This window comes from Pedobacter changchengzhani, from assembly GCF_004354365.1.
Classification (GTDB): Bacteria; Bacteroidota; Bacteroidia; order Sphingobacteriales; family Sphingobacteriaceae; genus Pedobacter; species Pedobacter changchengzhani.
On sequence record NZ_SJCY01000004.1, the window covers coordinates 223,488 to 249,570 of the forward strand.

Annotated in this window: 22 protein-coding genes; 21 read left to right on the plus strand and 1 reads right to left on the minus strand. The window is 35.9% G+C overall.

The genetic code is table 11. From position 1 onward, the window contains the following. The first annotated feature begins 4 nt into the window (after positions 1-4). The 16 genes from EZJ43_RS08190 to EZJ43_RS08255 all read left to right on the plus strand — a co-directional run bounded on the left by EZJ43_RS08190 (position 5) and on the right by EZJ43_RS08255 (position 19,686). Positions 5-1,435, plus strand: a complete 1,431-nt coding sequence (locus tag EZJ43_RS08190; protein ID WP_133262217.1) for an anion permease — start codon at positions 5-7, stop codon at positions 1,433-1,435. Positions 1,436-1,464: 29 nt separating this feature from the next. Continuing rightward, a complete protein-coding gene (locus EZJ43_RS08195) occupies positions 1,465-2,130 on the plus strand; it encodes a succinate dehydrogenase cytochrome b subunit (protein ID WP_207924593.1) in 666 nt (221 codons plus the stop codon). Further along, positions 2,130-4,040, plus strand: a complete 1,911-nt coding sequence (locus tag EZJ43_RS08200; protein ID WP_207924594.1) for a fumarate reductase/succinate dehydrogenase flavoprotein subunit — start codon at positions 2,130-2,132, stop codon at positions 4,038-4,040. Before EZJ43_RS08195 ends, EZJ43_RS08200 begins: the two co-directional genes overlap by 1 nt. A gap of 21 nt (positions 4,041-4,061) precedes the next feature. Then, positions 4,062-4,808 (plus strand): succinate dehydrogenase/fumarate reductase iron-sulfur subunit, encoded by a 747-nt coding sequence (locus EZJ43_RS08205; RefSeq protein ID WP_133262219.1) that lies wholly within the window; start codon positions 4,062-4,064, stop codon positions 4,806-4,808. A 61-nt stretch (positions 4,809-4,869) separates the two neighbouring features. Next, the gene (locus EZJ43_RS08210; RefSeq protein WP_133262220.1) at positions 4,870-5,622 is read left to right on the plus strand and encodes a YoaK family protein; all 753 of its coding nucleotides are present in this window, start codon (positions 4,870-4,872) and stop codon (positions 5,620-5,622) included. Between the two features lie 92 nt (positions 5,623-5,714). Next, on the plus strand, positions 5,715-5,864 hold the full coding sequence (locus tag EZJ43_RS17085) for a hypothetical protein (protein WP_165953109.1): 150 nt from the start codon (positions 5,715-5,717) through the stop codon (positions 5,862-5,864). A gap of 132 nt (positions 5,865-5,996) precedes the next feature. After that, positions 5,997-9,530: a chemotaxis protein CheB gene (locus EZJ43_RS08215; protein WP_133262221.1), complete on the plus strand. Its 3,534-nt coding sequence runs from the start codon at positions 5,997-5,999 to the stop codon at positions 9,528-9,530. A 523-nt stretch (positions 9,531-10,053) separates the two neighbouring features. Beyond that, complete coding sequence (locus EZJ43_RS17090; RefSeq protein WP_165953110.1) at positions 10,054-10,197, plus strand: hypothetical protein; 144 nt, start codon at positions 10,054-10,056, stop codon at positions 10,195-10,197. 366 nt (positions 10,198-10,563) lie between these two features. Then, positions 10,564-10,971 (plus strand): hypothetical protein, encoded by a 408-nt coding sequence (locus EZJ43_RS08220; protein WP_165953111.1) that lies wholly within the window; start codon positions 10,564-10,566, stop codon positions 10,969-10,971. A 9-nt stretch (positions 10,972-10,980) separates the two neighbouring features. Next, the gene (locus tag EZJ43_RS08225) at positions 10,981-12,012 is read left to right on the plus strand and encodes a phosphoenolpyruvate carboxykinase (ATP) (protein ID WP_133262223.1); all 1,032 of its coding nucleotides are present in this window, start codon (positions 10,981-10,983) and stop codon (positions 12,010-12,012) included. Further along, complete coding sequence (locus EZJ43_RS08230) at positions 11,999-13,414, plus strand: glycosyltransferase family 2 protein (protein ID WP_133262224.1); 1,416 nt, start codon at positions 11,999-12,001, stop codon at positions 13,412-13,414. Before EZJ43_RS08225 ends, EZJ43_RS08230 begins: the two co-directional genes overlap by 14 nt. Next, positions 13,404-14,081: a glycosyltransferase family 2 protein gene (locus tag EZJ43_RS08235; protein ID WP_133262225.1), complete on the plus strand. Its 678-nt coding sequence runs from the start codon at positions 13,404-13,406 to the stop codon at positions 14,079-14,081. Before EZJ43_RS08230 ends, EZJ43_RS08235 begins: the two co-directional genes overlap by 11 nt. Beyond that, positions 14,074-15,720, plus strand: coding sequence for an ATP-binding cassette domain-containing protein (locus EZJ43_RS08240; RefSeq protein WP_133262226.1), 1,647 nt, complete (start codon positions 14,074-14,076; stop codon positions 15,718-15,720). Before EZJ43_RS08235 ends, EZJ43_RS08240 begins: the two co-directional genes overlap by 8 nt. Further along, positions 15,701-16,786 carry a nucleotidyltransferase family protein gene (locus EZJ43_RS08245; RefSeq protein ID WP_133262227.1) on the plus strand — a complete coding sequence of 362 codons (1,086 nt, stop codon included), beginning with the start codon at positions 15,701-15,703 and terminating at the stop codon, positions 16,784-16,786. The genes EZJ43_RS08240 and EZJ43_RS08245 overlap by 20 nt, the downstream gene beginning before the upstream one ends. Positions 16,787-16,898: 112 nt before the next feature. Then, positions 16,899-18,557, plus strand: coding sequence for an alpha-glucan family phosphorylase (glgP, locus tag EZJ43_RS08250; RefSeq protein WP_133262228.1), 1,659 nt, complete (start codon positions 16,899-16,901; stop codon positions 18,555-18,557). Between the two features lie 151 nt (positions 18,558-18,708). Next, entirely contained in the window at positions 18,709-19,686 is a 978-nt protein-coding gene (locus EZJ43_RS08255; RefSeq protein WP_133262229.1) for a TraB/GumN family protein, read from the plus strand. Positions 19,687-19,732: 46 nt separating this feature from the next. Here the strand turns inward: EZJ43_RS08255 and EZJ43_RS08260 are convergent, their stop codons facing one another. Continuing rightward, positions 19,733-20,146 (minus strand): EamA family transporter, encoded by a 414-nt coding sequence (locus EZJ43_RS08260; protein WP_133262230.1) that lies wholly within the window; start codon positions 20,144-20,146, stop codon positions 19,733-19,735. A 222-nt stretch (positions 20,147-20,368) separates the two neighbouring features. On the opposite strand from EZJ43_RS08260, the gene EZJ43_RS08265 reads away from it, so the two are divergent. The 5 genes from EZJ43_RS08265 (at position 20,369) to EZJ43_RS08285 (ending at position 26,067) form a co-directional block, all read left to right on the plus strand. Further along, positions 20,369-21,850, plus strand: a complete 1,482-nt coding sequence (locus EZJ43_RS08265) for an ankyrin repeat domain-containing protein (RefSeq protein WP_133262231.1) — start codon at positions 20,369-20,371, stop codon at positions 21,848-21,850. 6 nt (positions 21,851-21,856) lie between these two features. Then, a complete protein-coding gene (locus tag EZJ43_RS08270; RefSeq protein WP_133262232.1) occupies positions 21,857-22,342 on the plus strand; it encodes a DUF2271 domain-containing protein in 486 nt (161 codons plus the stop codon). Between the two features lie 10 nt (positions 22,343-22,352). Continuing rightward, positions 22,353-24,542 carry a PepSY domain-containing protein gene (locus tag EZJ43_RS08275; protein ID WP_133262233.1) on the plus strand — a complete coding sequence of 730 codons (2,190 nt, stop codon included), beginning with the start codon at positions 22,353-22,355 and terminating at the stop codon, positions 24,540-24,542. A gap of 192 nt (positions 24,543-24,734) precedes the next feature. Continuing rightward, positions 24,735-25,436 (plus strand): tRNA1(Val) (adenine(37)-N6)-methyltransferase, encoded by a 702-nt coding sequence (locus EZJ43_RS08280; protein ID WP_133262234.1) that lies wholly within the window; start codon positions 24,735-24,737, stop codon positions 25,434-25,436. 139 nt (positions 25,437-25,575) lie between these two features. Beyond that, positions 25,576-26,067, plus strand: coding sequence for a metallophosphoesterase family protein (locus EZJ43_RS08285; protein ID WP_133262235.1), 492 nt, complete (start codon positions 25,576-25,578; stop codon positions 26,065-26,067). Positions 26,068-26,083 lie beyond the last annotated feature (16 nt).

The following is a 26,083-nucleotide window of genomic DNA, read 5'->3' on the forward strand; positions in this document are numbered from 1 at the left end:
TTATATGAAAGAAATTAATTTTAAATCGCTCATCATCACCTTCGTTGTTGGTATTGTGATCTGGTTTATTCCAGTGCCCGAAGGTGTAAAACCTAATGCTTGGCACTTACTAGCTATTTTTGTGGCCACTATTGTTGGCATCATTTCTAAAGCTGCATCAATGGGTACAATGGCCATTATCGGCATCACATTATGTGCAACTACACAGGTTCTGGCACCTGGCGATCCAAAAAATTCTATTTTGAACGCATTGAGCGGATTTGGTAATTCTACCATTTGGTTGATCGGATTGGCATTTTTTATTGCACGGGGGTTTATTAAAACAGGGTTGGGTACTCGGATCGCTTATAGTTTTATTAAGATTTTTGGTAAGAGTCCGCTGGGATTAGCCTATGGACTAAATACAGCCGATTTAATTTTAGCGCCTGCCATTCCGAGCAATACCGCAAGGGCGGGCGGTGTAATTTTTCCCATCATGAAATCTATTGCCGTAAACATGGGCTCTATACCAGAGAAACCAGAAACGCATAGGAAAATTGGTGCTTTTTTAACGCTGAGTAGTTACAACGCCAATATGATTACTTCGGTTATGTTTTTAACCGCAACGGCAAGTAACCCGATGGCACAAAAGTTTGCGAAAGATTTAGGCGTAACCATTACCTGGGGAAGTTGGGCAATCGCAGCAATGGTTCCGGGTTTAGTTTGTTTTTTACTGGTGCCTTTGTTTTTATATAAAGTTTTTCCTCCAGAATTAAAAGAGACCAAAGAAGCGCCTGCAATTGCCGCCAAACAATTAAAGGAAATGGGCGCCGTAACGTTAAAAGAATGGTTAATGGTGGCCACGTTTATTATTTTATTGGTGCTGTGGATTTTCGGTAATTTATTTCAAATAGATGCCACAACGGGAGCACTGATTGGTTTATGTATTTTACTTTTAAGCGGTGTGCTTACTTGGGATGATGTAAAATCTGAAAAAGGTGCTTGGGATACCATTGTTTGGTTTTCATCATTGGTTATGATGGGTTCTTATTTAAATTCATTGGGCTTAATTGGCTGGTTCGGACAATTGGTTGGCGGCCAAATGAAACACTTGAGTTGGCAATTGGCTTTTCCTGTTATTATTTTAGTTTATTCTTATTGCCATTATATGTTTGCCAGTGCTACGGCACAAGTTGCTGCAATGTATTCGGTTTTCTTAGCAGTTGGTATAGCAGTGGGCGTGCCAGGAACGATGCTCGCTATTTTCTTGGGTGCCTGTGCAACTTTAATGGGTTCGCTTACGCATTATGGCCATGGTCCAGCGCCGATATTTTTCGGGAGTACTTATGTAGATCTTAAAGATTGGTGGAAACAGGGCTTTTTTATGAGTGTGCTGTTTTTAGCCGTTTGGTTTTTAGTAGGTGGTATGTGGTGGAAAGTTATTGGATTGTGGTAGAAAAAATTAAAAGCACTATCGTTTAAAGCATGAAACAAACAACATTAATTTATAAAATGATTATGGCTGCCACAGGGTTATTCCTGTGTTTTTTCCTAGTCATTCACCTGCTGGGAAACCTGCAATTGCTTTTGCCAGAAGCTGAGGCGCGAGCACAGTTTAATTGGTACTCACATTTATTATCAGGAAATATACTAATTAAAATTATTTCTTATGTGCTGTATCTTTCATTAATCGGCCATGCCGTTTATGCACTTTTGATAACGTTAAAAAATAATAAGGCGAATGGACAAAAATATGCCTACGATAAACGTGGCTCAGTTAGCACATGGAATAGCAGAAATATGGGTATCCTAGGTGCCATCATTTTGATTTTCTTAGTCATCCATTTTAAAGACTATTGGTATGAATACAAATTTGGCGGGTTGCCATTAGATGGTAAGGGAAATAAAGACCTTTACGCAATTGTAATCAGCTCGTTCCAGCAGGGATGGTATATCATTATTTACGAGATTTCATTTTTAGCGTTGGGGTTTCATTTATTACATGGTTTTTTTAGTGCAACCAGAACCATAGGCCTTTATCATCCAAAATATGCAAAAGCTGTTCGGGTTTTCGGATGGATTTATTCTCTTCTAATTACGTTGGGCTTCATGCTTATTCCCCTTTACATTTATTTTAACCTCAATTTATAATGATGGATTCGAAAATACCAGAGGGTGATATCGCCGATAAGTGGAGCAATTACAAAAACCACGCTAAACTCATTAATCCGGCGAACAGAAAAAAGCTCAACATTATCGTCGTTGGAACTGGTCTCGCAGGTGCATCATGCGCAGCATCTTTAGCCGAGCAGGGGTATAATGTAAAATCATTTTGCTTTCAGGATTCTGCGAGAAGAGCACATTCTGTTGCAGCGCAAGGAGGTGTAAATGCAGCTAAAAATTATAAAAATGATGGCGACAGTGTTTATCGCATGTTTTATGATACGATAAAAGGTGGCGATTTTCGTTCTCGCGAAGCGAATGTTTACCGTTTGGCAGAATGCTCGTTAGCGCTTATTGATCAGGCAGTTGCCCAAGGCGTACCATTTGCCAGAGAATACGGAGGATACTTAAATAATCGCTCTTTTGGAGGTGTTCAAGTCTCTCGAACTTTTTATGCTCGTGGACAAACTGGGCAACAGCTTATGATTGGTGCTTACCAAGCATTAATGCGACAAGTTGCTGTTGGAAAGGTGAAAACTTATACCCGCCATGAAATGCTCGATTTGGTTTTAGTTGATGGAAAAGCAAAAGGCATAATTGCTCGAAATTTAGAAACCGGTGCTTTGGAGCGCCATGCAGCAAACGCAGTTGTATTGGCCACCGGAGGCTATGGTAAAGTATATTATTTATCTACGCTGGCAATGGGCTGTAATACTTCTGCCATTTGGCGGGCACACAAAAAAGGCGCTTTTATGTCTGGCGTAAGCTGGATACAATTTCACCCTACCTGTTTACCACAAATTGGCGAAACACAATCTAAACTAACGTTGATGTCTGAATCGCTCCGTAACGACGGAAGGATTTGGGTGCCGAAAAAGGCAAATGATGAACGTACACCAAACGAAATTCCTGAAGAAGAAAGAGATTATTATTTAGAGCGGCGTTACCCGGCTTTCGGAAATCTTTCGCCAAGAGATATTGCATCAAGGGCAGCGAAAGAAAGAATTGATGCCGGTTGTGGCGTTGGGCCGATGAAAAACGCAGTATGTCTCGATTTCTCAAAAGCAATTAAAGAACAAGGCAAAGATAAAATTGAGGAGAAATACGGAAACTTATTCCGCATGTACGATAAAATTAACGGTGTAAACGCTTATAAAGAACCGATGCTGATTTCCCCGGCGGCGCATTTTACCATGGGCGGTTTGTGGGTAGATTATGATTTAATGACCACCATACCCGGCCTATTTGCCTTAGGTGAAGCGAACTTTTCTGACCATGGAGCGAACAGATTGGGGGCAAATTCATTATTGCAATCTTGTGTAGATGGTTATTTTATCGCGCCTTATACCATTCCGAATTTTCTCGCCGGCGAAGCAAAGGTTGAAAAAGTAACGACCGATCATCCAGCTTTTGCTGCAGCCGAAGAAACTATTAAAAAACAAATTGAGCAATTTTTAAATGCTAAAGGTCATCTTTCTGCAGATCATTTTCATAAAACTTTAGGTAAGCTGCTTTACGATAAGTGTGGATTATCTAGAACAAAAGAAAGTTTAGAAGACGCCATTGTGGAACTTAAAGCCTTGAAAAAATCATTTGATAAAGATGTTAAAATAACGGGTGATGGGCAAATGAACTCCGAACTTGAAAAAGCAGGACGGGTTTCTGATTTTCTCGAACTGGGCGAATTGATGTGTCACGATGCTTTGCAGAGAGAAGAATCTTGTGGGGCGCATTTTAGAGAAGAATACCAAACTCCAGATGGAGAAGCAGTTCGTAACGATGAGGATTTCTGCTACGTATCGGCTTGGGAATGGAAAGGTGAAGGTAAAAAGCCCGAATTGCACAAAGAACCATTGATTTTTGAAGCCGTAGCGCTAACCGTTAGAAGTTATAAATAGTTAATTATTAAGTTTTTTATTATGAAATTATATCTGAAAGTTTGGCGTCAGGAACATAGAGAATCTAAAGGCAAAATGATCGATTATGAAGTAGGTGGTATTTCTGTTCACATGTCTTTTTTAGAAATGTTGGATATGTTAAACGAAAGGTTGATCCAAAAAGGGGAGCGGGTAATCGAATTTGATCACGATTGTAGAGAAGGAATTTGTGGCGCCTGTGGCATGATGATCAATGGTCGGGCGCACGGACCATTATCTGGCACTACAACCTGCCAATTGCACATGCGAAGTTTTAAAGATGGTGAAACCGTTTATATTGAGCCTTTTAGAGCTGCTGCTTTTCCTGTTTTAAGAGATTTAAAAATAGATCGTTCATCTTTTGATCACATTATTCAGGCCGGAGGTTATATTTCAACTTCAACTGGGCAAGCACCAGAAGCCAATAGCTTACCAATTTCGCATGATACAACGGAAGCTGCTTTTGATGCTGCGGCTTGTATTGGTTGCGGCGCTTGCGTGGCAACTTGCAAAAATTCTAGCGCTGCATTATTTACATCAGCAAAGGTTTCTCATTTGGTTTTGCTTCCACAGGGAAAACTAGAATCAGCAAATAGAGTAATTAAAATGGTCAATCAAATGGATGAAGAAGGCTTTGGTCATTGCTCAAATACCGAGGCTTGTGAAGTGGAATGCCCGCAGGAAATTTCTGTTTTACACATTGGTAGGATGAATTTTCATTACAATAAAGCCCTCATTTTAAGAAAATAAATTCAATTTTTAGTACAACGAATAGCATTTAGCACTCCAATTTTATAAAAGAGAAAATAAAATGTTAAGACATTTCGGCGTTAAGAGAACATATACCCATAACTTAAAATTGGCGGTGCTTTTAAGTCTTACTGCAGGTTTCGTAAATGCTGCGGGTTTTCTTGGTTTTGCAGCACTCACAACAAATGTAACGGGGCATGCAGCGCTGTTTGCCGAAGGTATTGCCGATCAGAATTGGGAATCGGCGAAGGCAATAGCTTTGTGGATGATGTTGTTTTTGTCAGGTGCTTTTACCAGTAGTTTAATTGTAACCAAAATTGGACACAACGGACGATTTTCTTTTACCATTCCCATTGTTTTAGAAATCATAATTTTGGTTTATTGTGCTTTTTCAGCTTATCAAATTGGCTTTGGTTTTTCTAAACATTTTTTTGCTGGTATTTTGCTTTTTGCTATGGGCATGCAGAATGCACTGGTTTCGGTAATTTCTGGTTCTGTAGTTAGAACCACACACCTTACCGGAACCTTTACCGATTTAGGGATAGAACTTGCACAACTGAGTGTACATAAGTTTGGGATGCAAACCGAATTGATTTCTAAAATTAAACTCCGAATGGCCATTATTTTTTTCTTTATGCTGGGGGCTTTATCAGGTGCTTATTTGTTTAAATTTATCAGTTTTGAAGCATTTTTAGTACCTGCGTCTATTTTAGGTTTTACGTTAATATATGATGTTTTTCGATTGAATATTAAGCGTTATTATTCTAATTTCCGCTACCGCAGACGGCCAATTTCTAAACCATTAGTAGAATAGGGGATACATAAGAAAGCAAATGCTTCTAAATATTTTGGCTAAAGCCAACAAGATTTTTAATAACCATCCGTCGGTTAAAACCGACGGCAATAGTGAAACCAATAGCCCTTAAATTTAGCCTAGGGATTTTATTAAATATGAAACAGGCTTTGGCCAAAAAACAAAATATAAATGAAGCAAATGATTTTTTTTATCAAAAGAATTTTAAAACCGTTTGCTTTGAAACAAATGATAATAAATAGCAATTGCCAAGTATTAATGGTTACATTTAAACACACTTTTTCTGCATTACCCATCTTTTTTATCAATACAAGTTTAGATTGCATTTTACCCAGATACATAGTGAACCTTGCCCACATAATTTATAATCCGTAATGAAAGATCCTCAATATATCATTGCCATTGGTGCATCTGCCGGTGGTTTAGATGAAATTAATTCCTTTTTTGATCATACCCCAATCGATAGCGTATCCTATATTGTGGTGCAACATCTTTCTGCAGATTTTAAAAGTCGGATGGCAGAAGTGCTCGCCAAACACAGTAAACTATCGGTGGAAGAAGCAACTGAAGGAGTTATTGTGGCAACAAATCGTGTTTATCTTATCCCTCACGATAAGGTGATGACTATTCAAAACGGTAAATTACATCTAACGGATAAGGAAGAATCTAAAGCGCCACATTTAACAATTAATACATTTTTTTATTCTTTAGCAAAAGATTGTGGTAATAAAGCAATTGTAGTTGTGCTATCAGGGTTGGGGAGTGACGGAACCGAAGGACTAATTGCAGTGAAGAAAGCCGGGGGGATGGTAATGGCCAGAAATCCAGAAACTTCACCATTTCCAAGCATGCCTTCTAAGGCCATTGCAACCGGAATGGTCGATTTTATTTTGGAGCCTGCTTCAATGCCGGGTGCTATCGAAGATTATGTAAACTATGAAGGTGAAATCAAAAACGAAGCAAAAGAAGATGATAAAAATCTTGCACTTATTGTAAGTTTAATTAAGCAACGCTCGCCTCTTGATTTTTCTGATTATAAACCCTCCACTATTATGCGGAGGACCAAGCGAAGGGCTACTTATCATGATTTTAATTCACTTGCCAAATATTACGACTTTTTAAAAAATTCACCAGAAGAAATTGAAGCACTTTCTAAGGATTTTATGATCAGTGTTACCGCTTTTTTCCGAGATAAAGAAGCTTTTGATTATCTGCAGAAAAATGTAATTCCTGGCATTTTAAAAAAATTAGTGCCCAATGAGGAGCTTAAAATTTGGGTAGCAGGTTGTGCAACAGGAGAAGAAGTGTACTCGCTTGCCATGATTATTGCTGAACAGCTTATTGGTGATTTAGCCTTTACCATAGTTAAAATTTTTGCGACTGATATCGACAGTGCAGCGCTTATTCATGCTGGAAAAGGCATTTATCAACCTGACGTAGTAAAAGATGTAAGCCCCGAAAGGTTGAACAACTATTTTATTAAAGAAGGGGATAATTATCGCATTGCGCCCGTAATACGGAAAATGGCGATTTTTGCCCAACACGACTTGGTAAAAAACCCGCCTTATTGCAACATGCACTTAATCAGTTGCCGTAATTTGCTGATTTACATGGCGCCTACATTACAGCGAAAAGTATTTTCTATGTTGCTGTTTGGTCTTAAAACCGATGGATATCTTTTTATAGGATCGAGCGAAAACCCAACACCAATTATCCAGAATTTAGAAGTTGTAAGTAAGCAGTATAGAATATACCGCAACATAAAATCAAAAAAGATGTTCAGCTTTGACGCATTTTCTATGCCCGATATTTTGGAAGCGAAGCAAATTCCAGTATCGGTAGCTACCCAGAACATGTATATTGGCATAGATGGATCACTTTCAGATTTAATGCATGTAGAGCTTGCCGAAGATTTGGATTATTTGGTGCTTTGCATCGATGAAAATAAAAATGTTGTAAAATCTTATGGCAAAACTGCTAAATTTCTTTTGGCCAAACATTTTACCTCTAATTTAGAAGAACTTTTGCCCAAAAAACTTGCCATGGCTTTTCATACGATGTGTGCCACGGTAATAAAAACCGAAAAAAGAGTGACGCTCAACCGGGTTAAAATTAAACATGAAGACTCCTTTATCCGTGTCAATCTTTCCCTATCTCCAATTTCGGTACGGGGTGGTACACAGAAACTGATCATGGTAACATTTATTGAAGATAAATCTTTCGCCATCTCCAAACAGGAAGGGATTGAATTTAATGAAAAAGTGTACCACGATGAATATACATCAAACATTGAGGGAGAGTTGAAAGATGTTAAAGCACAGCTGAAATCGACCAATGAACAGCTTGACGCATCAAACGAAAACATGCAGTCTTTTAACGAAGAAATGATTTCTGCAAATGAGGAGATGCAGAGCACCAACGAAGAAATGCAATCGGTTAATGAAGAACTTGACACGATAAATTCTGAATATCAGCTAAAGAACAAAGAGTTGTTGGAGATTAATGATGACCTAAATAATTATTTTAGAAGCAATATTAATGGTCAGCTTTTTATTAATAACGAACTGCTGTTAATGAAATTTTCACCCGGAACGGTAAAGCAAATTAACCTTTTAGAAACCGATATTGGTAGGCCTTTAAGTAACATTACCACAAATATAAAGTTCGAGACGATAATTGAAGACATAAAACAGGTGCTCGAAAATGGCGAAATTATCACCAAGGAAATAGAAACTAACAACGGTAAATGGTACCAAGTAATGACGATGCCTTATGTTAGACAATCGGACCATAAAAATAGCGGTGCAATTATTACTTTTAACGATATTAGTGAACTTAAGAAAGTACAACGAGCATTAGATTTAAGTAATAGAACGATTGCAATGGCGATGGATGCAGCCGAGATGGGCACTTATTCTATAAATTTAGAAAGTAGAGAATTTATTTCTTCCAATAGGATGAGAGAAATATTTGGCTTTACAAGCGATGAAGAAGTAAGTTTTGAAGATACTGTTGAGCGAATCGGAAAAGAATATCAATCGATCGTGAAGGAGGCAATTGAGAAAAGTATTAAAAATGGCGAGCGATTAGATATTGAATATCCGATTAATGCGCCACTAGATCGTAAAACTCGTTGGGTGCGGTCTGTTGGCAATATTTCGTATGATAAGGATAATAAGCCAGCGTATTTAACAGGAGTTATAAATGATATAACGGTTCATAAACAAGACGATATTCGTCAAAATGACTTTATAGCAATGGCGAGTCACGAGTTGAGAACACCGCTAACCACCTTGAAAGCTTACACACAGTTGCTAACTTCAAAAGCCATAAAAAATAAAGATGATTTTATGGTTTCATCTATGGAAAAGGTGAATCTTCAAGTCAAAAAAATGACTGGCTTAATTAATGGTTTTTTAAATGCTTCTAGTTTTGAAGCTAAAAAGATACTGTTGAATCCAGAAGTTTTTGAAATTAACGCATTGTTAGAAGAAATCATAGAAGAATCGGAAACAACTTCTCCCAATCACCATATTAAGTTATTGGTTAAAGAGAAATTTACGGTAAATGCAGATCGGGATAAAATTGGGCAGGTAATTAGCAATTTTATTAGCAATGCAATAAAGTATGCGCCCGGGAAAACGGATATTGAAGTATCATCAGGCAAAAATAAAAAAGAAATTACCGTGCGAGTGAAAGATTACGGCGTGGGCATTAAAGAAAAAGATTTAGAGAAATTATTTAAACGTTACCATAGGATTGATAATATCGAAACCAGAAAAATTGCGGGTTTTGGTTTAGGTTTATATCTTTCTGCAGAAATTATACACCTTCATCAAGGTAAAATCTGGGCAGAAAGTGTGGTAGGGAAGGGCTCAACCTTTTGTTTTAGTTTGGCAGTTTCGTAAATATCTCACTGCTCCTGAAAAAATCGGGACAAGTTACGCTCGCTCGATATGACGATAACCCAAACCAAACCCGTCACTTCCTACCTACGGCAGGCTGGCGAACGAGTTTTTCACGAGGAGAAGTCTGTTGGTTTGTGTGCAGTACTAACATTAAAGCAGTACAAACGAACCTAGAGATATCTCGTCGCTACGCTCGTTCGATATGACCGAGTACTCTCATCATCGCCATCACTTCCTGCATGCGGCCGTCACTTCGAACGAGTTTTTCACGAGGAGAAGTCTGTTTGTTTATTTGCAGAAGCTAACGTTAAAGCAGTGGTACGGAACTTAGAGATATCTCTTCGCTACGCTCACTCGATATGACGAAGTACTCTGGCTGTTGCCGTCACTTCCTACCTGCTGCCGTCACTTCGAACGAATTTTTCATGAGGAGAAGTCTGTTAGTTTGTTTGCAGTAGCTAACGTTAAAGCAGTGGTACGGAACTTAGAGATATCTCGTCGTTGCACTCACTCGATATGACGTATGAGTAAGCCAAATCGTCTTTTCGAACGAGTTTTTCACGAGGAGAAATCTTCCGGTATATTTGCACCAACTAACGTTAATGCAGTGAATAAGGAACTTAGAGATATCTCGTCGCTACGCTCGCTCGATATGACGTATGAATAAGCCAGATCGTCTTTTCGAACGAGTTTTTCATGAGGAGAAGTCTGTTCATTTATTTGCAGTAGCTAACGTTAAAGCAATGCACATTAACTTAGAGATATCTCGTCGCTACGCTCGCTCGATGACGAAGTACTCTGGTCTCTGCCCTCACTTCCTACCTGCTACGGGCAGGCTACCGAATCTTTCACGAAGAATCTGGTTGCGAATGTGACTGTAAATAAATCATTATTTTATATACCGTAGCCTTTTTTAACATAACAGCGCATATTAAGCCTAAGAAAACCAAATGGAAAAAATAGAACAAAGTACATTTTTTTAAAATAAGTTTTTTCGTTACTTTTGCAACCAAATAATTTTTATAAATAAAACATGTATTTTTTGAATCCACGCCTTGCCGCAGATATATTTGATGGTGAGTATATTATAGCAAATTTAGATACAGGACTTTATTATAGTATCCAAGGTTTAGCCGTATCTATGGTTAATGCATTGCCTTTCGATGATGAAAAAGAGGTAATTATGGATTTGGCAACCGCTTTTCCTGAACATACGGCCATCATCGAAAATGAGCTAAATATTATATTTAGCGAATTGCAAAATGAAAGTATTATTAAGCTAAACGCAATGCCTGCTGATGCTAAATCTAAATTGCTGTTGCCCGAAAAATATGTTATATCTCATTTTAATAGATACGCTGATATGCAAGATTTATTAATGCTAGATCCTATACATGACGTTGATGAAGAGGGATGGACTGTTCAAAATGATCAAAAATAAATATTTATTTTGACACCTACTCAGTATTTTAACGAAGCGCTCTCTCAATTCCATAGCTTAGCATCTTTTCATAAAGATCAGTTATCAATTGCTGATAGGTTAGTACGTTTGAATACACCATCAGCAAATTTACGTAACCTGTTTCTGCCTTCACTTGCTCATTTAATAATTGATGTAGAAGATGATAACGCGCCAGAATTAACCATTTGGTATGCAGAACAAGCTCATTTACCTAAAAAATTAACTGCTCCAATTTGGGATGGATTTAATGCGCAGGGGTATAATTCTTCAATTGATGAGGATGATGTTCAACTGTTTTTTCAACCGTGGCAAAAACAGGTTTTTTTATACTCCAAATCTAAAAACGTAGGTATTTACTGGGTTAGAAGTGCTGAAGACGTGCCATGGTGGGAATGTACTTTTTCTTTTAGGATCATTTTTCATCTATGGACAGAGGCTTTGCCAAGTCAGTTGGTGCATGCAGGTGCAATGGCTAAAAATGGCGTTGGTATCCTAATCCCCGGCCAAAGTGGTTCAGGGAAATCGACCTCGTGTTTAAATCTTTTACGCAATGGCTACAATTACTTGGGCGATGATTATGTTTGGGTAGAAATTGGAGCAGAGATTAAAGTATTTTCTCTTTACCAAACGGCTAAAATAGAACCAGAAAACCTTGACAAACGGTTTGCAGATTGGAAACCTTTCATCGTAAATAAGGCAGAATATTTATATCAGAAAGCTGTTTTTAACGTAAATGATCTTTTTCCTAAAGCGTGTATTTCTGTGTCAACAATCAGTGCTATTTTGTTGCCTAAAGTTGCGCATCAAATTGATACAGTTTTTAGAAAAGCAAATCCAACACAAGCGTTAATGGCAATGGCACCCACAACACTTCATCATTTACCACATAATAGGCAAAACGCTTACCAAAAAATGATGCGCATTTCAGCTGCTTTACCGAGCTATCATTGGGATTTAGGATTTGATGAGAAACAATTTATTACCTCTTTTAACGATTTTATAGAGAATGAATTCATGTAAAATTAGTGTTATCATTCCAACGCATAATAATGGAATTGAATTAAGAAGGGCGATAATGAGCATTATTGCCCAAGATAGCAAACACTGCACAATAGAAATTATTATCGTAAATGATGCGTCAGATCGTGAGTTTTTGGCGCAGTTGGATCAATTAATTCTTGATTTTCCCGGCTGTAAATTATTAAATACAACGAAACAATGCGGACCGGCAGGAGCCAGAAATTTAGGTATTCTTGCTGCCACAGGCGATTTTATAAGTTTTTTGGATGCGGATGATGAATGGCCAAATAACAAATTGAGCATACTACTGCCGTATTTTATATCAAGCGATGTAGAAGTTGCTGGCGGTAAAGTAAAATATATTGTACAGGATGATCAACCTGCCATCAATATGAACTTTGAAGATGAGCAAAAGAGATTAACACATGTTCATTTAGGCGCACTACTTGTTAAAAAAAGCATATTTGAAAATAGGCTTTTGTTCGATGAATCCTTAATATTTAGTGAAGATATAGATTGGTGGTACCGTTTGAGAGAAAATGGTATTAAAATCGTCATTTGTGAGGCAACAACGCTAAATTATCATGTGCACGGAAGCAATATGTCGGTAAATAAAGATTTAAATCAGCTCAATGTTTTAAAGGTTTTACATCAATCTATTCAACGCAGGAAAAATTTACAATTGAAGCAACATTTACCACAAATTAAAGATTTTCGAATTGATCAAAAAGACCCTTTAATCAGTATCATTGTTCCGTTGTATAACGGCAAAAATCTAATAAAAAAAACTTTGGATAGTGTTGTAAGTCAAACCTATACTAACTGGGAACTTATTATTGTTGATGATGGATCTACCGATGGTGGTGCAGAATTTATAATGGCAAACTACCCAATGGCAAAAATTTTTGAACAAAAAAATGCAGGGGTGGCCAATGCTCGAAATAATGGCGTAAAATATGCTGAAGGAGAAATACTTGCATTTTTAGATCAAGACGACGAGTGGGAGCCAACAAAATTAAAAGATCAATGGGCATTTTTGAAAAAAGATCCATATTGTACATTTGTAACCTGCAATCAAGCGTTTGTATGCGAAGATGGCGTAAGTTTACCACCAACGTTCGATTATAAATATATGGAAGAGCATCGTTCGTTCATACCCAGCGGTATATTAATCAGAAAATATATTTTAATACATGTAAATCTTTTTGACGAAACCCTAAAAGTGAGCAGCGATATGGACTTAATCCGTAAATTACGAAATGCAGGCTGTAAAGAAGGTAATGTAGAAAAGTTGCTTTTAAAAAAATGGTTTCATGGAAGTAATGAAAGCCAAAATACTTCACTAATGCTTAAAGAAATGTTAGGGATGTTGCACAAACAAATCAAAGTAAATGGAAGCTAATTTTATAGATGTTATTATTGCTGTTTACAATGGCGAAAAATACATAAAAAAAGCTATTGAAACGGTTCAAAAACAATCGTGGCAAAACCTAAATATTATAATTGCTGATGATGGCTCTATAGATGATACTGTATTATTTGTTAAAACATTACAAGAAACGGATAATCGTATTGTTCTTTTGCAATGCTCACACAAAGGTGTATCGGCTACACTTAACGCAGCGATTAAATATTGTAATGCGCCGTACATTGCAATGTTAGATGTTGATGATTTATGGCATGAAGATAAATTGAATAAACAAATGCAAGCTATCGAAAATGGAGTAGATATCTGTTTTTGCCTACTGCAAGAATTCGAGGATTTTGAAGATGAAGTAGCACGTACACATAGCAAACGAAATGAGCCCCTTAAAGGATATTCTAAAAGTGCTTTTTTAGGGAGGAGAAAAGTATTTGATACCTTCGGTTTATTTAAAGAAGATGTTGTAATTGGCGATTTTGTTGAATGGTATAGCCGAGTAATACGTGCCGAACAACCTATTGTTATGTTAAATGAAGTACTGGCTTTTCGTAGAGTACACGATTCCAACATGACTCGATTTGTAGATAAAAACGCATTTTTAAGCCTAATAAAAAAACATTTGAACGAAAAGAGAAAAGATGAGTGATAGAGCGAAAAAATCTTTTGAGGAGGGTGTGGGCTATTGGTCCAATTTTTTAGCTTCGATGCCAAAAAAGCAACTTCTGCTATCTATTTTTTTTGGTTTGTTTCGCATTGTGGTTGCCGCTAGTTGGCCTTTTATTCTTTATCGTACCATAAAGAATAGCGCCTCCCTGCCAAATAGCGAAATCATAATGAATATCGTTTTAGTTAGTATCATTCTGGCTCTTGGTGCAATCGCATCTCAATTACAATCTAAAATAAACATCAAAGTATTAAAGTATTCTACGTTGGATTTAATTCATCAAATATGGGTTAAAATGAACGGTTTAAGCTGGCAAACCTTCCACAAAAATAATAGAGTTTATTATTTTGATATGCTTATGGTAGAAGTATGGCGCTTGAGGAGGGGAATGTCAGCTTTATTGGAGTATCTGATCGTGAATAGTATCATCGCTTTTGTATTAAGTTTATTTATCATATTTATTAGTTTACCGCTGTTTATCGTTTGTTTTTGTGGATTAATTTTGATGGTAATTGGCCATTATATCGCAACGGTGAAAACAAGGCCTTTCATGAAAGATTTTCATCATGCTTGGCGGGTTCAACATCATTGGGTTGCGAAGACTGTAGATCAATTTGATCTTATTAAAATGGATAGGGGTTACGATGAATCGGCAACAGCCAATTTAAAAAACGGAGCGGTTTTTTTAGAGTCAAATTCTCAAATGATGCTCAATCAAGAAAAATGGCGTAACATTAATCAAACTATTGGGAATTTTGTTAGAATTGGTGTTTTTGTAATTGGGTTATATTGGGTTAAAGTAGGTTTTGTGGGTTTAGATGATTTATTACTGACACTATTAATCGTATCTATAATACAAAGCAATATCGCACAACTTCCAGGTTCGTTAAACAGTTTCGTAGAAGCCCAGGAGGCACTGAAAACAATATCAACTTTTTTCGATTTAGAAGAAGAGAACGTTGATGATGCTAAATCAATGGTTTCTTTTGGTGCTATAGAAACTATAAGTATTCAGAACCTATGTTTTAAATACGATGATAAACCCATTATCACTAACCTAAATATTGATTTACAAATGGGCAAAGTTTACCTATGGAAAGGGTATAATGGCAGTGGAAAATCTACCGCAGCGCATATTTTGCTAGGCTTGTTGCAACCCAATAGCGGGTGTTTAAGCATTAATGGCAAACCTATAAATTGGACAGATTTAAAGCAGTTCCGTAATCGATTCACGTTTCTGAATCAAGATTCCCCAATATTTATGGGTAGCATTAAAGAAAATATTTTATTCGGACATAATTCACCATTGCAAGCTTGGGATAAATTGAAACAATCTTGGCTAGTGGACCTCATTCCAGTTTCTGGTTTAGCAGAAAACCGCATTGTAGGAGAAAGAGGTGAAGGATTATCAGGTGGAGAATCAAAAAGAGTTGCTTTAATAAGAGAGTTACTTCGTTCATCAGAACTATTGATTTTAGATGAACCATTGAATCACTTAGATGAATTCGCAATAAATGAAATTTATAGGGAGATTTCTAACATTAAAAGTAAAACCATTCTAATCATTATCAGTCATCAAACTGGCTTCGAAAATATTGCAGATGAAATTAAACAATTTTAGATCAGAAAATTATTTGACGTCCACACAGCGTTTAATGATTAAAGCTTGTTTGGCAACTGCTAAAGGCGATAAAGAAGAGGCGCTTCGTCTTTGGGAGAAAGAAGTAAACATCGATGATTTAGATTTTAGCTCATCTCGCCTAATTCCGTATTTTTTGCATGAAAACCAAAAAATGGGGATTATTTCTATACATGATAAACGCTTAAAAATTATCTACAAACATTGGTGGTTGCGTACTAAACACATCAATCACGAACTGAAAAAAGTATGTGAAACATTGTTTAATGGAGGAGTTGATGTTACGGTTATAAAAGGCGCATCTATAATGGATTATTATGATCTTGAGGAGCTTCGCTGTATGGCTGATTTTGATATATTAGTACCTCGCAAAGATGTTTTTAAAGCCTTAGATTTGATTAAGCAGATTGATTATTTGCCCGTAAATTATGAAAATAAACTTTTAGAAAAATCGGAAAAGCAATTTTTTGAAAATTTTCATTCTACCTGTTGCATCCAACAAAAAAACCAAACGAATTTAGATTTGCATTGGAGAGTTGGTTCTTTATCTTCGGCTAAGTTTACTGATGATTTTTGGCTCCATTTAGAAAATTACGAAAAAATCCCTCATGCTAAAAAGCCTCAAGTTGCTTATGAAGTGTTTTTAATCATTATTCATGCTGTGACATTTTTTAGTAGAGATAATTTAAATTGGATAATCGATATTGCTACGATTAACAAAAAGGCAGGCCATTCTTTTTGGGAAGAGGCGAGAGTACTCTCCATTAAGGAGAAAAAAGAAGATTTATTCGACTATGGCTGTTCGGTACTTTTAAGTTTTGGTATTTATGCGTTAACTCCAAAAAAAGTTAAAATACCGTGGAATTTAGTGCCAAATGAAGGTAATAATAGAGATCACATCGGTTTTCTAAATCTTTTCTACCTCAAAGCAAAAAACTTAATCTCGGTTGTAAACCGTCAATATCACGATCAAAGTTTTTTTGGGAAAATTTATCAGGTGGCAAAACGAGTTGAGTTTTCTTTTAAAACGCGAAAGATCATACCTTAAACAAAAAACCACTTCGTAATTAATTCTTTACTACATAAAAAATTAACAATTAAAACATATTTCCCCACAATCATATTCATAGCTTAGGCACTTTAATAATTGCCTGTAAACTATGACAAAAAATGAAATTTTCGGTTACAATACAGCTCCAGAATACGAAACAGTAGTTGCTTATTTCTCGATGGAATTTGCCGTCGATCAATCTTTAAAAATATACAGTGGCGGTTTAGGATTTCTATCAGGTTCACATTTGCGAAGTGCATTCGAACTCAAACAAAATTTGATTGGAATTGGAATGCTGTGGAAATATGGCTATTACGATCAGGTTAGAAATTCAGAAGGTAAAATGCTGCCTACATTCGTCCAAAAAGATTATTCTTTTTTAACCGATACAGGAATCGTTTTTTCTGTTCCTGTGCACGATGCTAATGTGCAGGTAAAAGCATATTTATTAAAACCAGAAACTTTTGGATCTGCGCCATTATTTTTGTTGAGCACCGATTTAGCAGAAAACGACGAGCTGAGCAGGAGCATTACGCATCGTTTATACGATCCAAATGAAGCCACGCGCATTGCCCAATCGATTATTTTAGGCATTGGTGGCGGATTACTGCTAGAAAAATTGAATATTACACCTGATATTTATCACATGAACGAGGGCCATTCGGTGCCACTTAACTTCTTTTTATACTCAAAATTTAAAAAATTAGACGAAACAAAAAAGCGTGTTGTTTTTACAACACACACACCTGAAATAGCCGGAAACGAAGAACACGATTTCGATTTGCTGAAAAAGATGTCGTTTTTCTATCACTTGCAAGATCATGAAGTAAAATTTTTGCTAGGGATGGAAGGCGATAAATTTAATTATACGTTGGCAGCATTGAAATTTTCTGGCAAAGCGAATGGGGTTTCTAAACTTCATGGTGAGGTTGCCCGAAAAATGTGGGGCGGTTATAATGGGATTTGCGAAATTACATCAATTACAAATGCCCAAAACCAACATTATTGGCAAGATGAAGAAATTGCAAAATGTATTAAAACCAATGATCTAAATGCGTTTCAGTATCGAAAAAAAGAAATGAAATCACTGCTTTTTGAAGAAGTGGCGAATCAGACTGGAAAAATATTTGATGAAAATGTGTTGACCATCGTTTGGGCACGACGTTTTGCAGCGTATAAACGGGCAGACCTTTTAATGCGCGATTGGGAAAGTTTTATGTCGCTAATGAACAATGCAAGCTTCCCGATTCAAATTATTTGGGCAGGAAAACCTTATCCTGAAGATATTGGTGCAAATGAAATATTTAATTCAATAATTGACAAGACAAAAGAATTTAGCAACTGCGCCGTATTGGTTGGTTATGAACTCGAACTTTCAGCTTTATTAAAAAAAGGTTCTGATGTGTGGTTGAACAACCCACGAATGTACCGCGAAGCATCTGGTACAAGCGGAATGACTGCTGCAATGAATGGGTCAATAAACTTATCAATCCCCGATGGATGGATTCCTGAATTTGCAGTTGATGGAGAAAATTGCTTCATCATTGATCCAGCTCCTGACTCACTTTCTGAGTATGATAGAGATGTTTTGGAAAATAAAAATTTAATGGCTGTATTGGAAAATAAGGTTTTACCGGCGTACTATCAACATCCAGAAAAATGGATGCAAATGATTAAAAAAGCTGCGGAAGATGTAATTCCTGCGCTCGAATCGACTAGAATGGCAAAAGAATACTATACGAAGATGTATGATAAAATAGATGGATAAATTTATAACATAAACGTATGGTTTTTTTGTACCTAAAAGGAATTTAAAGTTTTCTAAAATTGTAGATTTTGAAGATGATTTTAATGAAGCTTTTTATACCCAAATTTTGATAGTATATTTCTAGTCTAAGTAATCAAATAACGACTCAAATATGAAAAAAATATTAATTCTTCTTGGTTTTATTGGCTGCAATATTGCCATGGCTCAAAATAAAAATCACGTACAATCAGTATTATGGAAAGTTGTATATGCCAAAACAGGAGCAACAAGTTATGTACTGGGAACAAATCACAGTTTGGGAAATGCTTGGTTAAATAAATTTCACTTTTTAGTAGATATCATTGCATCTTCTGACGTAATGTTTACCGAAACGGCTTCTTACAAAGTTGCACAACAAGACATGGATGGTTTAAATGATGGCAAGCCCAAAACTTTTATTGAGCTTTTTGGAAGAGATTCGCTCTTGGTTGACAGCTTTTACAATGCCTACCTCGGATTTCCTATAGGTAATATTGGAGCATCCAAAAACATTGTGCCAAATAATAGTTTTGAAAAGCAAAAGTTATTTTTGGTAGCATTTAACGATCTAGCCATTACTAAATTTCATGTTGACTTATCTAACCAATATAAACTTCGGGCAGATACTTTTGATATAACTAATATAGAAACCCTTGACGGTATCTTGGAAAAAACTGCGCTAAAAAACAAAAAACCACTTTTTGGGCTAGATGATAATGTCAAAGTAATTAAGTCTTTTGCAAATGTTTCTTTAATTTCCACAGAAATTGTTTCAACAATTAAGGATATTGTTAATTACCAAAACGGCGTGAGATCCGAACACAACGATAAGCGGATAAAAGATTTGAAGTTATTTTATAAGGGACTAATGGATTTTACTGTGGCGTACACAACGAAATTAAAGGATGCGGATAAAGCATCGCTTTTAGACCGAAACAAGTTGTGGGGAGATAGATTAAAGGAGGAGTTAAAAAACAAAAATGCTTTTATAGCTGTGGGTGCGGGCCATTTGTTTTTCAGGAAAAAGTACGGCATTTTAGATGTTTTGAAAAGGAGTGGTTATATTGTAACTCCTGTTAACATGATAGAAGCATCAAAAGCCTTAAATTAAATTCGATCAATTTTGTCGTACGTTTCATATTACATCGAGCTTTATCTCAAAGCAAAATCACCAAACTTCCGCCTACAATCATTGCACCGCCAATAAGTGTTTTAATTTCGATAGGTTCTTTTAGAATTACAAAAGCCAAACCCATTGCTATCGCTACGCTGAGTTTATCAATTGGAGCAACTTTTGAAACCTCGCCAATAGATAGTGCTTTGAAATAAAATATCCACGATAAGCCAGTGGCAAGACCCGATAATACCAAAAAAATAATATTGTTGCGGGTTAGGTTTTTTATTTCCGATACCTCGCCACTAATTAACACAATTCCCCAAGCCACAAATAAAATAACGACAGTTCTAATGGCGGTTGCCAAGTTGCTGCTCATATCTTTAATCCCAATTTTAGCGAGTATAGCAGTTGCAGCTGCAAAAATAGCGGATAAAATTGCGTAGAATTTCCACATGGTGATTCTTGATTATATTTTGAATAAAGCTAAGGCTTATTTTTGTAGATAAGTTGTAGTTGATTGGGATTTTTATGGATAATTTGTTTAAAGCGCACACCTAATTTATAATAATTATAAATAGTTTATTTATTTAGAATGATTCTTGTTAACTTAGCCGAAATATTTAGATCCAAACTATAATTGGTTCTGAAATTTTGTTTAATAAGCCTTACCTCGAATATGAAAAAAATCTTTTTAATTATCTTTGCTATTGCGTCTATGAATGCAAATGCGCAAAAAAATTCATTTCTAAATCAAAGTTTTTGGAAAGGTAATCCAGATGTTACTGCGATAAAAACAGAAATTGCCAAAGGTAATAGTGCAAGTGAATTGAGTAACAACGCAATGGATGCCGTCGTTTTAGCCATCAATAACAATGCATCCGAAGAAAGTATTTTATATTTATTGGCTCAACCCGGTAACGATGTAAACAAAATTACGCACGATGGCAGAACTTATCTTTTTTGGGCCATGGCGAAAGGAAATTTACCAGTAACGGAAAATCTTTTAAAAAATGGAGCCAAAGTTAATGTTCAAGATAGTCACGGTTATTCTCCATTGATGTTTGCCTTAAATGCCGGTCAAAAGGATACTAAAATTTACGATTTATTGATTGAAAATGGTGTTGACCTTAAGAAGGAGCTTAATCCAGACGGTGCAAACGCATTGTTGATTGCCATTCCAAATGATGAAGATTTTTTGCTGACTAACTATTTTATTTCGAAAGGGTTAGACTTAAATAGTAAGGATGCGAGTGGCAACACGGCATTTAATTATGTTGCGAAATCGGGGAACATCGACCTGATGAATAAATTGATTTCAAAAGGGGTTAAATTTAACGATAACGCGATGATTATGGCTGCGCAAGGTAGCGGTGGGCGAACTTCCATTCCTAATTCATTAGCCGTATTTCAATATCTCGAAGGATCAAAAATTAAACCTAAAGCGTTGGGTACTAACGGAGAAACCGCTTTATTCTACATCGGCCGTAAGCCAAATCAACAAGAAATTATAAATTATTTTATTTCAAAAGGAGTAGATGTAAATTTGGCCGATAAAGATGGTAATACCGCTTTTATAATGGCCTCGGGTAGTAATAAAGATCTGTCAACTATTAAGCTATTAGCGAAAAACATTCAAAATATCAATCACGTAAATTTAAAAGGAACTTCAGCTTTAGCAATGGCCTTTAAGGGAAATTCTGCAGAAATTGTTCAGTTTTTGGTGGATAGTGGTGCAGATCTAAGTGCTGTTGATAAACGTGGTGATAATATTGCATCTTACTTATTTCAAGGTTATTCAACAAGAAACCTTGCAGACTTTGATTCAAAATTAAAATTGCTTACTGATAAAGGATTTGATTTTAAAACTACTCAATCCAATGGGAATTCTTTATATCATTTAGCCCTTGCTAAAAACGATTTATCGTTATTAAAGCGTTTGGAGCCATTAAAAATTGATGTAAACCTTAAAAATGCAGATGGTTACACCGTATTGCATAAAGCAGCTATGACGGCAAAAAATGTAGAAATTTTGAATTATTTAATTTCTATTGGCGCGAAAAAGGATGCCACTACCGAATTTAAAGAAACAGCTTATGATTTGGCTGCAGAAAATGAATTTCTAACTAAAAATAAAGTATCAATCGACTTTTTAAAATAACAAAAAATGAATACAATTTATAAAATATTTCTTGGCATCTTGATGGTGCTATTCACTGGTTACTCTTCAATGGCGCAAAAAGTAACTAAATACAAATGCATGTTACAAATGACCAATTATATGGGCGAAGGTGCTTATATAGTAGTTTCATTAATTGATGCAAAGGGCGCCTACGAAAAAACACTTTATGTAATGGGCGCTAATAAAAAATGGTATCACGATATTAAAGAATGGAATAAATTCTATAAAAAAAAACCATCAAACATCAGCGCAATTACGGGTGCATCGGTAACAGGGGGCGATCGCAGTACCACCACATTTGAAATAGAAGACGCAAAATTGAACAAGGGATATACCATCCGTTTCGAATCGGCTGTGGAAGATAAAAAATACAATGTTAAAGATGTAGAAGTGCCTTTAACCACCGAAGGACTTGCGGCCAAAACCGAAGGCAAAGGGTATATTAGGTACGTTCGTTTTAGCGCAAATTAAGAGTTTTTTAATGACAATTTCAATTTGGAGATACAGCCATTTAGCTTTGGCCGTATCTTCTTTTCTTTTTATTACGCTCGCATCGTTAACTGGTATTGTGCTTTCTTTTAAGCCGGTGGCTGATAAAATGCAACCTTATAAAAGTGAAAATTTCAACAATCTTACCGTTGCACAGCTCATCCCTAATGTAACCAAAAACTTTACCGATGTTATTGAGGTACATATTGACGAAAATAAGTTTGTTGTGATTGATGCTACGGATTTAAAGGATCAATCAGGTAAGTTTTACATCGATCCAAATTCTGGCAAAGTTTTGGGTAAAGTTGCCAAAGAAAGTGAATTTTTTCAGTGGGTAACTGCATTGCACAGGTCGCTTTTTCTTCATCAACTGGGTCGGTTTTTTATTGGCTTGTCTTCGTTTTTGCTATTTTTGATTGCTACATCGGGCACAGTTTTAATTATTCAAAGGCAAAGAAGCATAAAAAGGTTTTTCGCCAAAATTGTTAAAGATAATTTCGCACAATATTACCACGTAGTTTTAGGTCGGTTGCTGTTAATCCCGATTATCATTATTTCTGTTTCGGGCGTAATACTATCTTTTCAAACGTTCGAATTGTTTCCAGCACAAAAGGGTTCGCCTAAAATAAATCTCGATCTTTTAAAAATATCGCCAAAAACGGATTTAAAAGATTTTGCCATTTTCAGTAATACTAAACTTTCTGATGTGCAATCCATAGAATTTCCATTTTCTAACGATGTTGAAGATTATTTTACCGTTAAACTAAAGGATAAAGAAATTACAGTAAATCAACTTACTGGTGATGTTTTGAGTACTCAATTTTTATCAAAAACGAAACAGCTCGTTAACTTAAGCATGGATTTACACACCGGCAAAACAAGTGCAATTTGGGCAGTTGTGCTTGGTATCGCCTCTGTTAATATCTTATTTTTTATCTACTCTGGCTTTGCTATTTGGTGGAAACGGAGGCAAGTTAAAATCAAGAATAAATATAAGGCGAGCGAAGCTGAATTTATTCTTTTGGTAGGTTCAGAAAATGGAACTACTTTTCATTTTGCTAAAGCCATTTACCACCAATTGTTAAAAAGTGAAAAAGCAGTTTACATTGGTCAACTTAACGATTATATGGTTTTTCCAAAAGCTAAACAATTAGTTGTATTTACAGCTACTTACGGCATAGGCGAAGCGCCAACAAATGCGTCGAAATTTATTGATCTGTTAAAAAGAAGCCAGCAAAAACAACCCGTAGCTTTTAGTGTGGTGGGTTTTGGTTCGCATGGCTATCCCGATTTTTGCAAATTTGGTTACGAAGTAAATAACGTATTGTCGCAACAAAATTGGGCAGAACCACTTGTAGAAATTCATTGCGTAAATGATCGTTCACCAGGAGATTTTACAAAATGGGCAACTTTGTGGGCGCAAAATTCTGATATTTTACTTGATAATTTAACAGAATCATTAAAAGTTAAACCAGTTAAAACACAAATATTCGATGTTATTGAAAAGAAAATTTCTGTACAAGAAGAACCTTCATTTCTAATCAAATTGCGACCTCGAAAAAACACTAAATTTAGATCGGGCGATTTGCTAACCATTTTCCCAGCAAACGATTATCGAGAGAGGCAGTATTCTATCGGTAAAATTGGCAACGATTTACAATTGAGTGTTAAATTGCACCAAAATGGTTTGGGCTCAGGATTTTTACGTCAACTAGAAATCGGACAAGCGATAAACGCAACCCTTGTAAACAACAAACATTTTCATTTTCCATTAAAAGCAAAAAAGGTAATTATGGTATCAAACGGTACTGGTATTGCGCCTTTTTTAGGGATGATAGATGAATATGGAAGCGAAAAAGAAATTCATTTATATTGTGGTTTTAGAGATGAAAATTCTTTTAATCTTTATGAAAGCATTTTAAATACCGAACTGCAAAAAGTTAAAAAAATCAATATCGCATATTCTCGGAGCCACCAAAAGCAGTATGTAAAAGATTTATTGTTTAAAGATGCAGATTTTATTCATACAATCCTAAAAAATGGAGGTGTTATAATGTTATGCGGTTCGTTAAATATGCAAAAAGATGTAATCGATTGGTTAGAAATTGTTTGCGAACAGAAAGCAGGTAAAAGCGTAAGTTATTATCAAGCTCGCGGTAAGCTTTTAATGGATTGTTATTGACATACTTAATCCACTTTTATTCTAAGCTGAATTAACTGAAAGTATAATATTAAAAGGTTCAAATAGTTAATAAATTGATTGTTTAACTGGTGTTAGTTTATATTTATAAATAAAATTCTCGTTCATTTTCTTTAAAATTATTAACTTACCTGTGTATCATCAAAACCAAAATTTGTTCGGTTTCTAATTAAAATGAGCATATTCAAATTTAAGCAATTCGATGTAAATCAAAGCAATTGCGCAATGAAAATTAATACAGATGGGGTGTTGTTGGCTACTCTGGTAGAAAGTGATAATCCTAAATACATATTAGATATTGGAACGGGAACAGGCGTTTTGGCTTTAATGATGGCGCAACGTTTTCCAATGGCTCTTGTAGAAGCGGTCGAAATTGATGAAAACGCATCCGCGACTGCGGAAAAAAATTTTCAGTTATCGGCTTTTAGTAATCGATTATCAATTAACAATATACCAATTGAGCAATATAACAATAAAGAGCACTTTGATTTAATCATTTCCAATCCTCCGTTTTTTGTAAACGATTTAAAAAATATAGAACAAAAAAAAGGAATTGCGCGCCACACCAACGAAGAATTTTTTGTTAATTTAATTAAAAAGGTTGATGCGCTGTTGAGCGGAACAGGCAGTTTTTGGTTTATATTGCCAATTAAACAGGCAAAATTATTAATAAAAGATGCGCTAGAAAAAGGGTTAATCCTCGCCAAAAAGATAGAGCTTCACTCTGATGAATCGAAACCGGCTTTTAGGTGGATTGTTTGTTTAGCCAGAAATGGTGCTCAATGTAAAACAGAACATTTTTACATTTACGAAGGTGAAAAGGTTTATACACAATCTTATAAAGATTTACTAAAAGATTTCTTTTTGCAATATTAAGGTAGTTATTAGTGATGAGATATGAGTGATGAGTGATGAGTTGGCATGAGGTTAGTTATGAGGTAGGAGTGATGAGATATAAGTGATGAGTGGGGTTTGGCGAAAAAATAAGGCTTAAATAAAAGTAAGTAGGTACAAAATGAAGAAGATTGGATTACTTTCTGATACGCATAGTTTTTTAGATGAAGCTGTTTTTAAGCATTTTAGCGAATGTGATGAAATTTGGCATGTTGGCGATTTTGGAAATGATGTAGCCGATAAATTAGCCGATTTTAAACCACTGCGTGGCGTTTATGGTAATATTGATGATGCTACAATACGGTCGCAGTTTCCGGAGCATAATAGGTTTATGTGCGAAGGTGTGGACGTGTGGATGACTCATATAGGCGGTTATCCAAATAAATATGCGCCACAGGTGAAGCCAGAAATCTACACTAAGCCACCTAAAGTATTTATTACCGGTCACTCACATATTTTAAAAGTAATGTTCGATGATAAAATTAAATGTTTGCATATAAATCCCGGCGCAGCAGGTAAACAGGGTTGGCATAAAGTACGTACCTTAATTAGATTTTGCATTACTGACGAAAATATTCATACCTTAGAAGCCATAGAATTATCGGGTAGATAATGTAAAAAGTACACTA

Coding starts and splice junctions, on each gene's coding strand:
- EZJ43_RS08275 (WP_133262233.1), top strand. CDS start 22,353: ATGACAATTTCAATTTGGAGATACAGCCATTTAGCTTTGGCCGTATCT.
- EZJ43_RS08245 (WP_133262227.1), top strand. CDS start 15,701: ATGAAATTAAACAATTTTAGATCAGAAAATTATTTGACGTCCACACAG.
- EZJ43_RS08285 (WP_133262235.1), top strand. CDS start 25,576: ATGAAGAAGATTGGATTACTTTCTGATACGCATAGTTTTTTAGATGAA.
- EZJ43_RS08210 (WP_133262220.1), top strand. CDS start 4,870: ATGTTAAGACATTTCGGCGTTAAGAGAACATATACCCATAACTTAAAA.
- EZJ43_RS08260 (WP_133262230.1), bottom strand. CDS start 20,146: ATGTGGAAATTCTACGCAATTTTATCCGCTATTTTTGCAGCTGCAACT.
- EZJ43_RS08255 (WP_133262229.1), top strand. CDS start 18,709: ATGAAAAAAATATTAATTCTTCTTGGTTTTATTGGCTGCAATATTGCC.
- EZJ43_RS08220 (WP_165953111.1), top strand. CDS start 10,564: ATGTATTTTTTGAATCCACGCCTTGCCGCAGATATATTTGATGGTGAG.
- EZJ43_RS08235 (WP_133262225.1), top strand. CDS start 13,404: ATGGAAGCTAATTTTATAGATGTTATTATTGCTGTTTACAATGGCGAA.
- EZJ43_RS17090 (WP_165953110.1), top strand. CDS start 10,054: ATGAGTAAGCCAAATCGTCTTTTCGAACGAGTTTTTCACGAGGAGAAA.
- EZJ43_RS08265 (WP_133262231.1), top strand. CDS start 20,369: ATGAAAAAAATCTTTTTAATTATCTTTGCTATTGCGTCTATGAATGCA.
- EZJ43_RS08195 (WP_207924593.1), top strand. CDS start 1,465: ATGAAACAAACAACATTAATTTATAAAATGATTATGGCTGCCACAGGG.
- EZJ43_RS08230 (WP_133262224.1), top strand. CDS start 11,999: ATGAATTCATGTAAAATTAGTGTTATCATTCCAACGCATAATAATGGA.
- EZJ43_RS08215 (WP_133262221.1), top strand. CDS start 5,997: ATGAAAGATCCTCAATATATCATTGCCATTGGTGCATCTGCCGGTGGT.
- glgP (WP_133262228.1), top strand. CDS start 16,899: ATGACAAAAAATGAAATTTTCGGTTACAATACAGCTCCAGAATACGAA.
- EZJ43_RS08280 (WP_133262234.1), top strand. CDS start 24,735: ATGAGCATATTCAAATTTAAGCAATTCGATGTAAATCAAAGCAATTGC.
- EZJ43_RS08200 (WP_207924594.1), top strand. CDS start 2,130: ATGATGGATTCGAAAATACCAGAGGGTGATATCGCCGATAAGTGGAGC.
- EZJ43_RS08240 (WP_133262226.1), top strand. CDS start 14,074: ATGAGTGATAGAGCGAAAAAATCTTTTGAGGAGGGTGTGGGCTATTGG.
- EZJ43_RS08270 (WP_133262232.1), top strand. CDS start 21,857: ATGAATACAATTTATAAAATATTTCTTGGCATCTTGATGGTGCTATTC.
- EZJ43_RS08205 (WP_133262219.1), top strand. CDS start 4,062: ATGAAATTATATCTGAAAGTTTGGCGTCAGGAACATAGAGAATCTAAA.
- EZJ43_RS08190 (WP_133262217.1), top strand. CDS start 5: ATGAAAGAAATTAATTTTAAATCGCTCATCATCACCTTCGTTGTTGGT.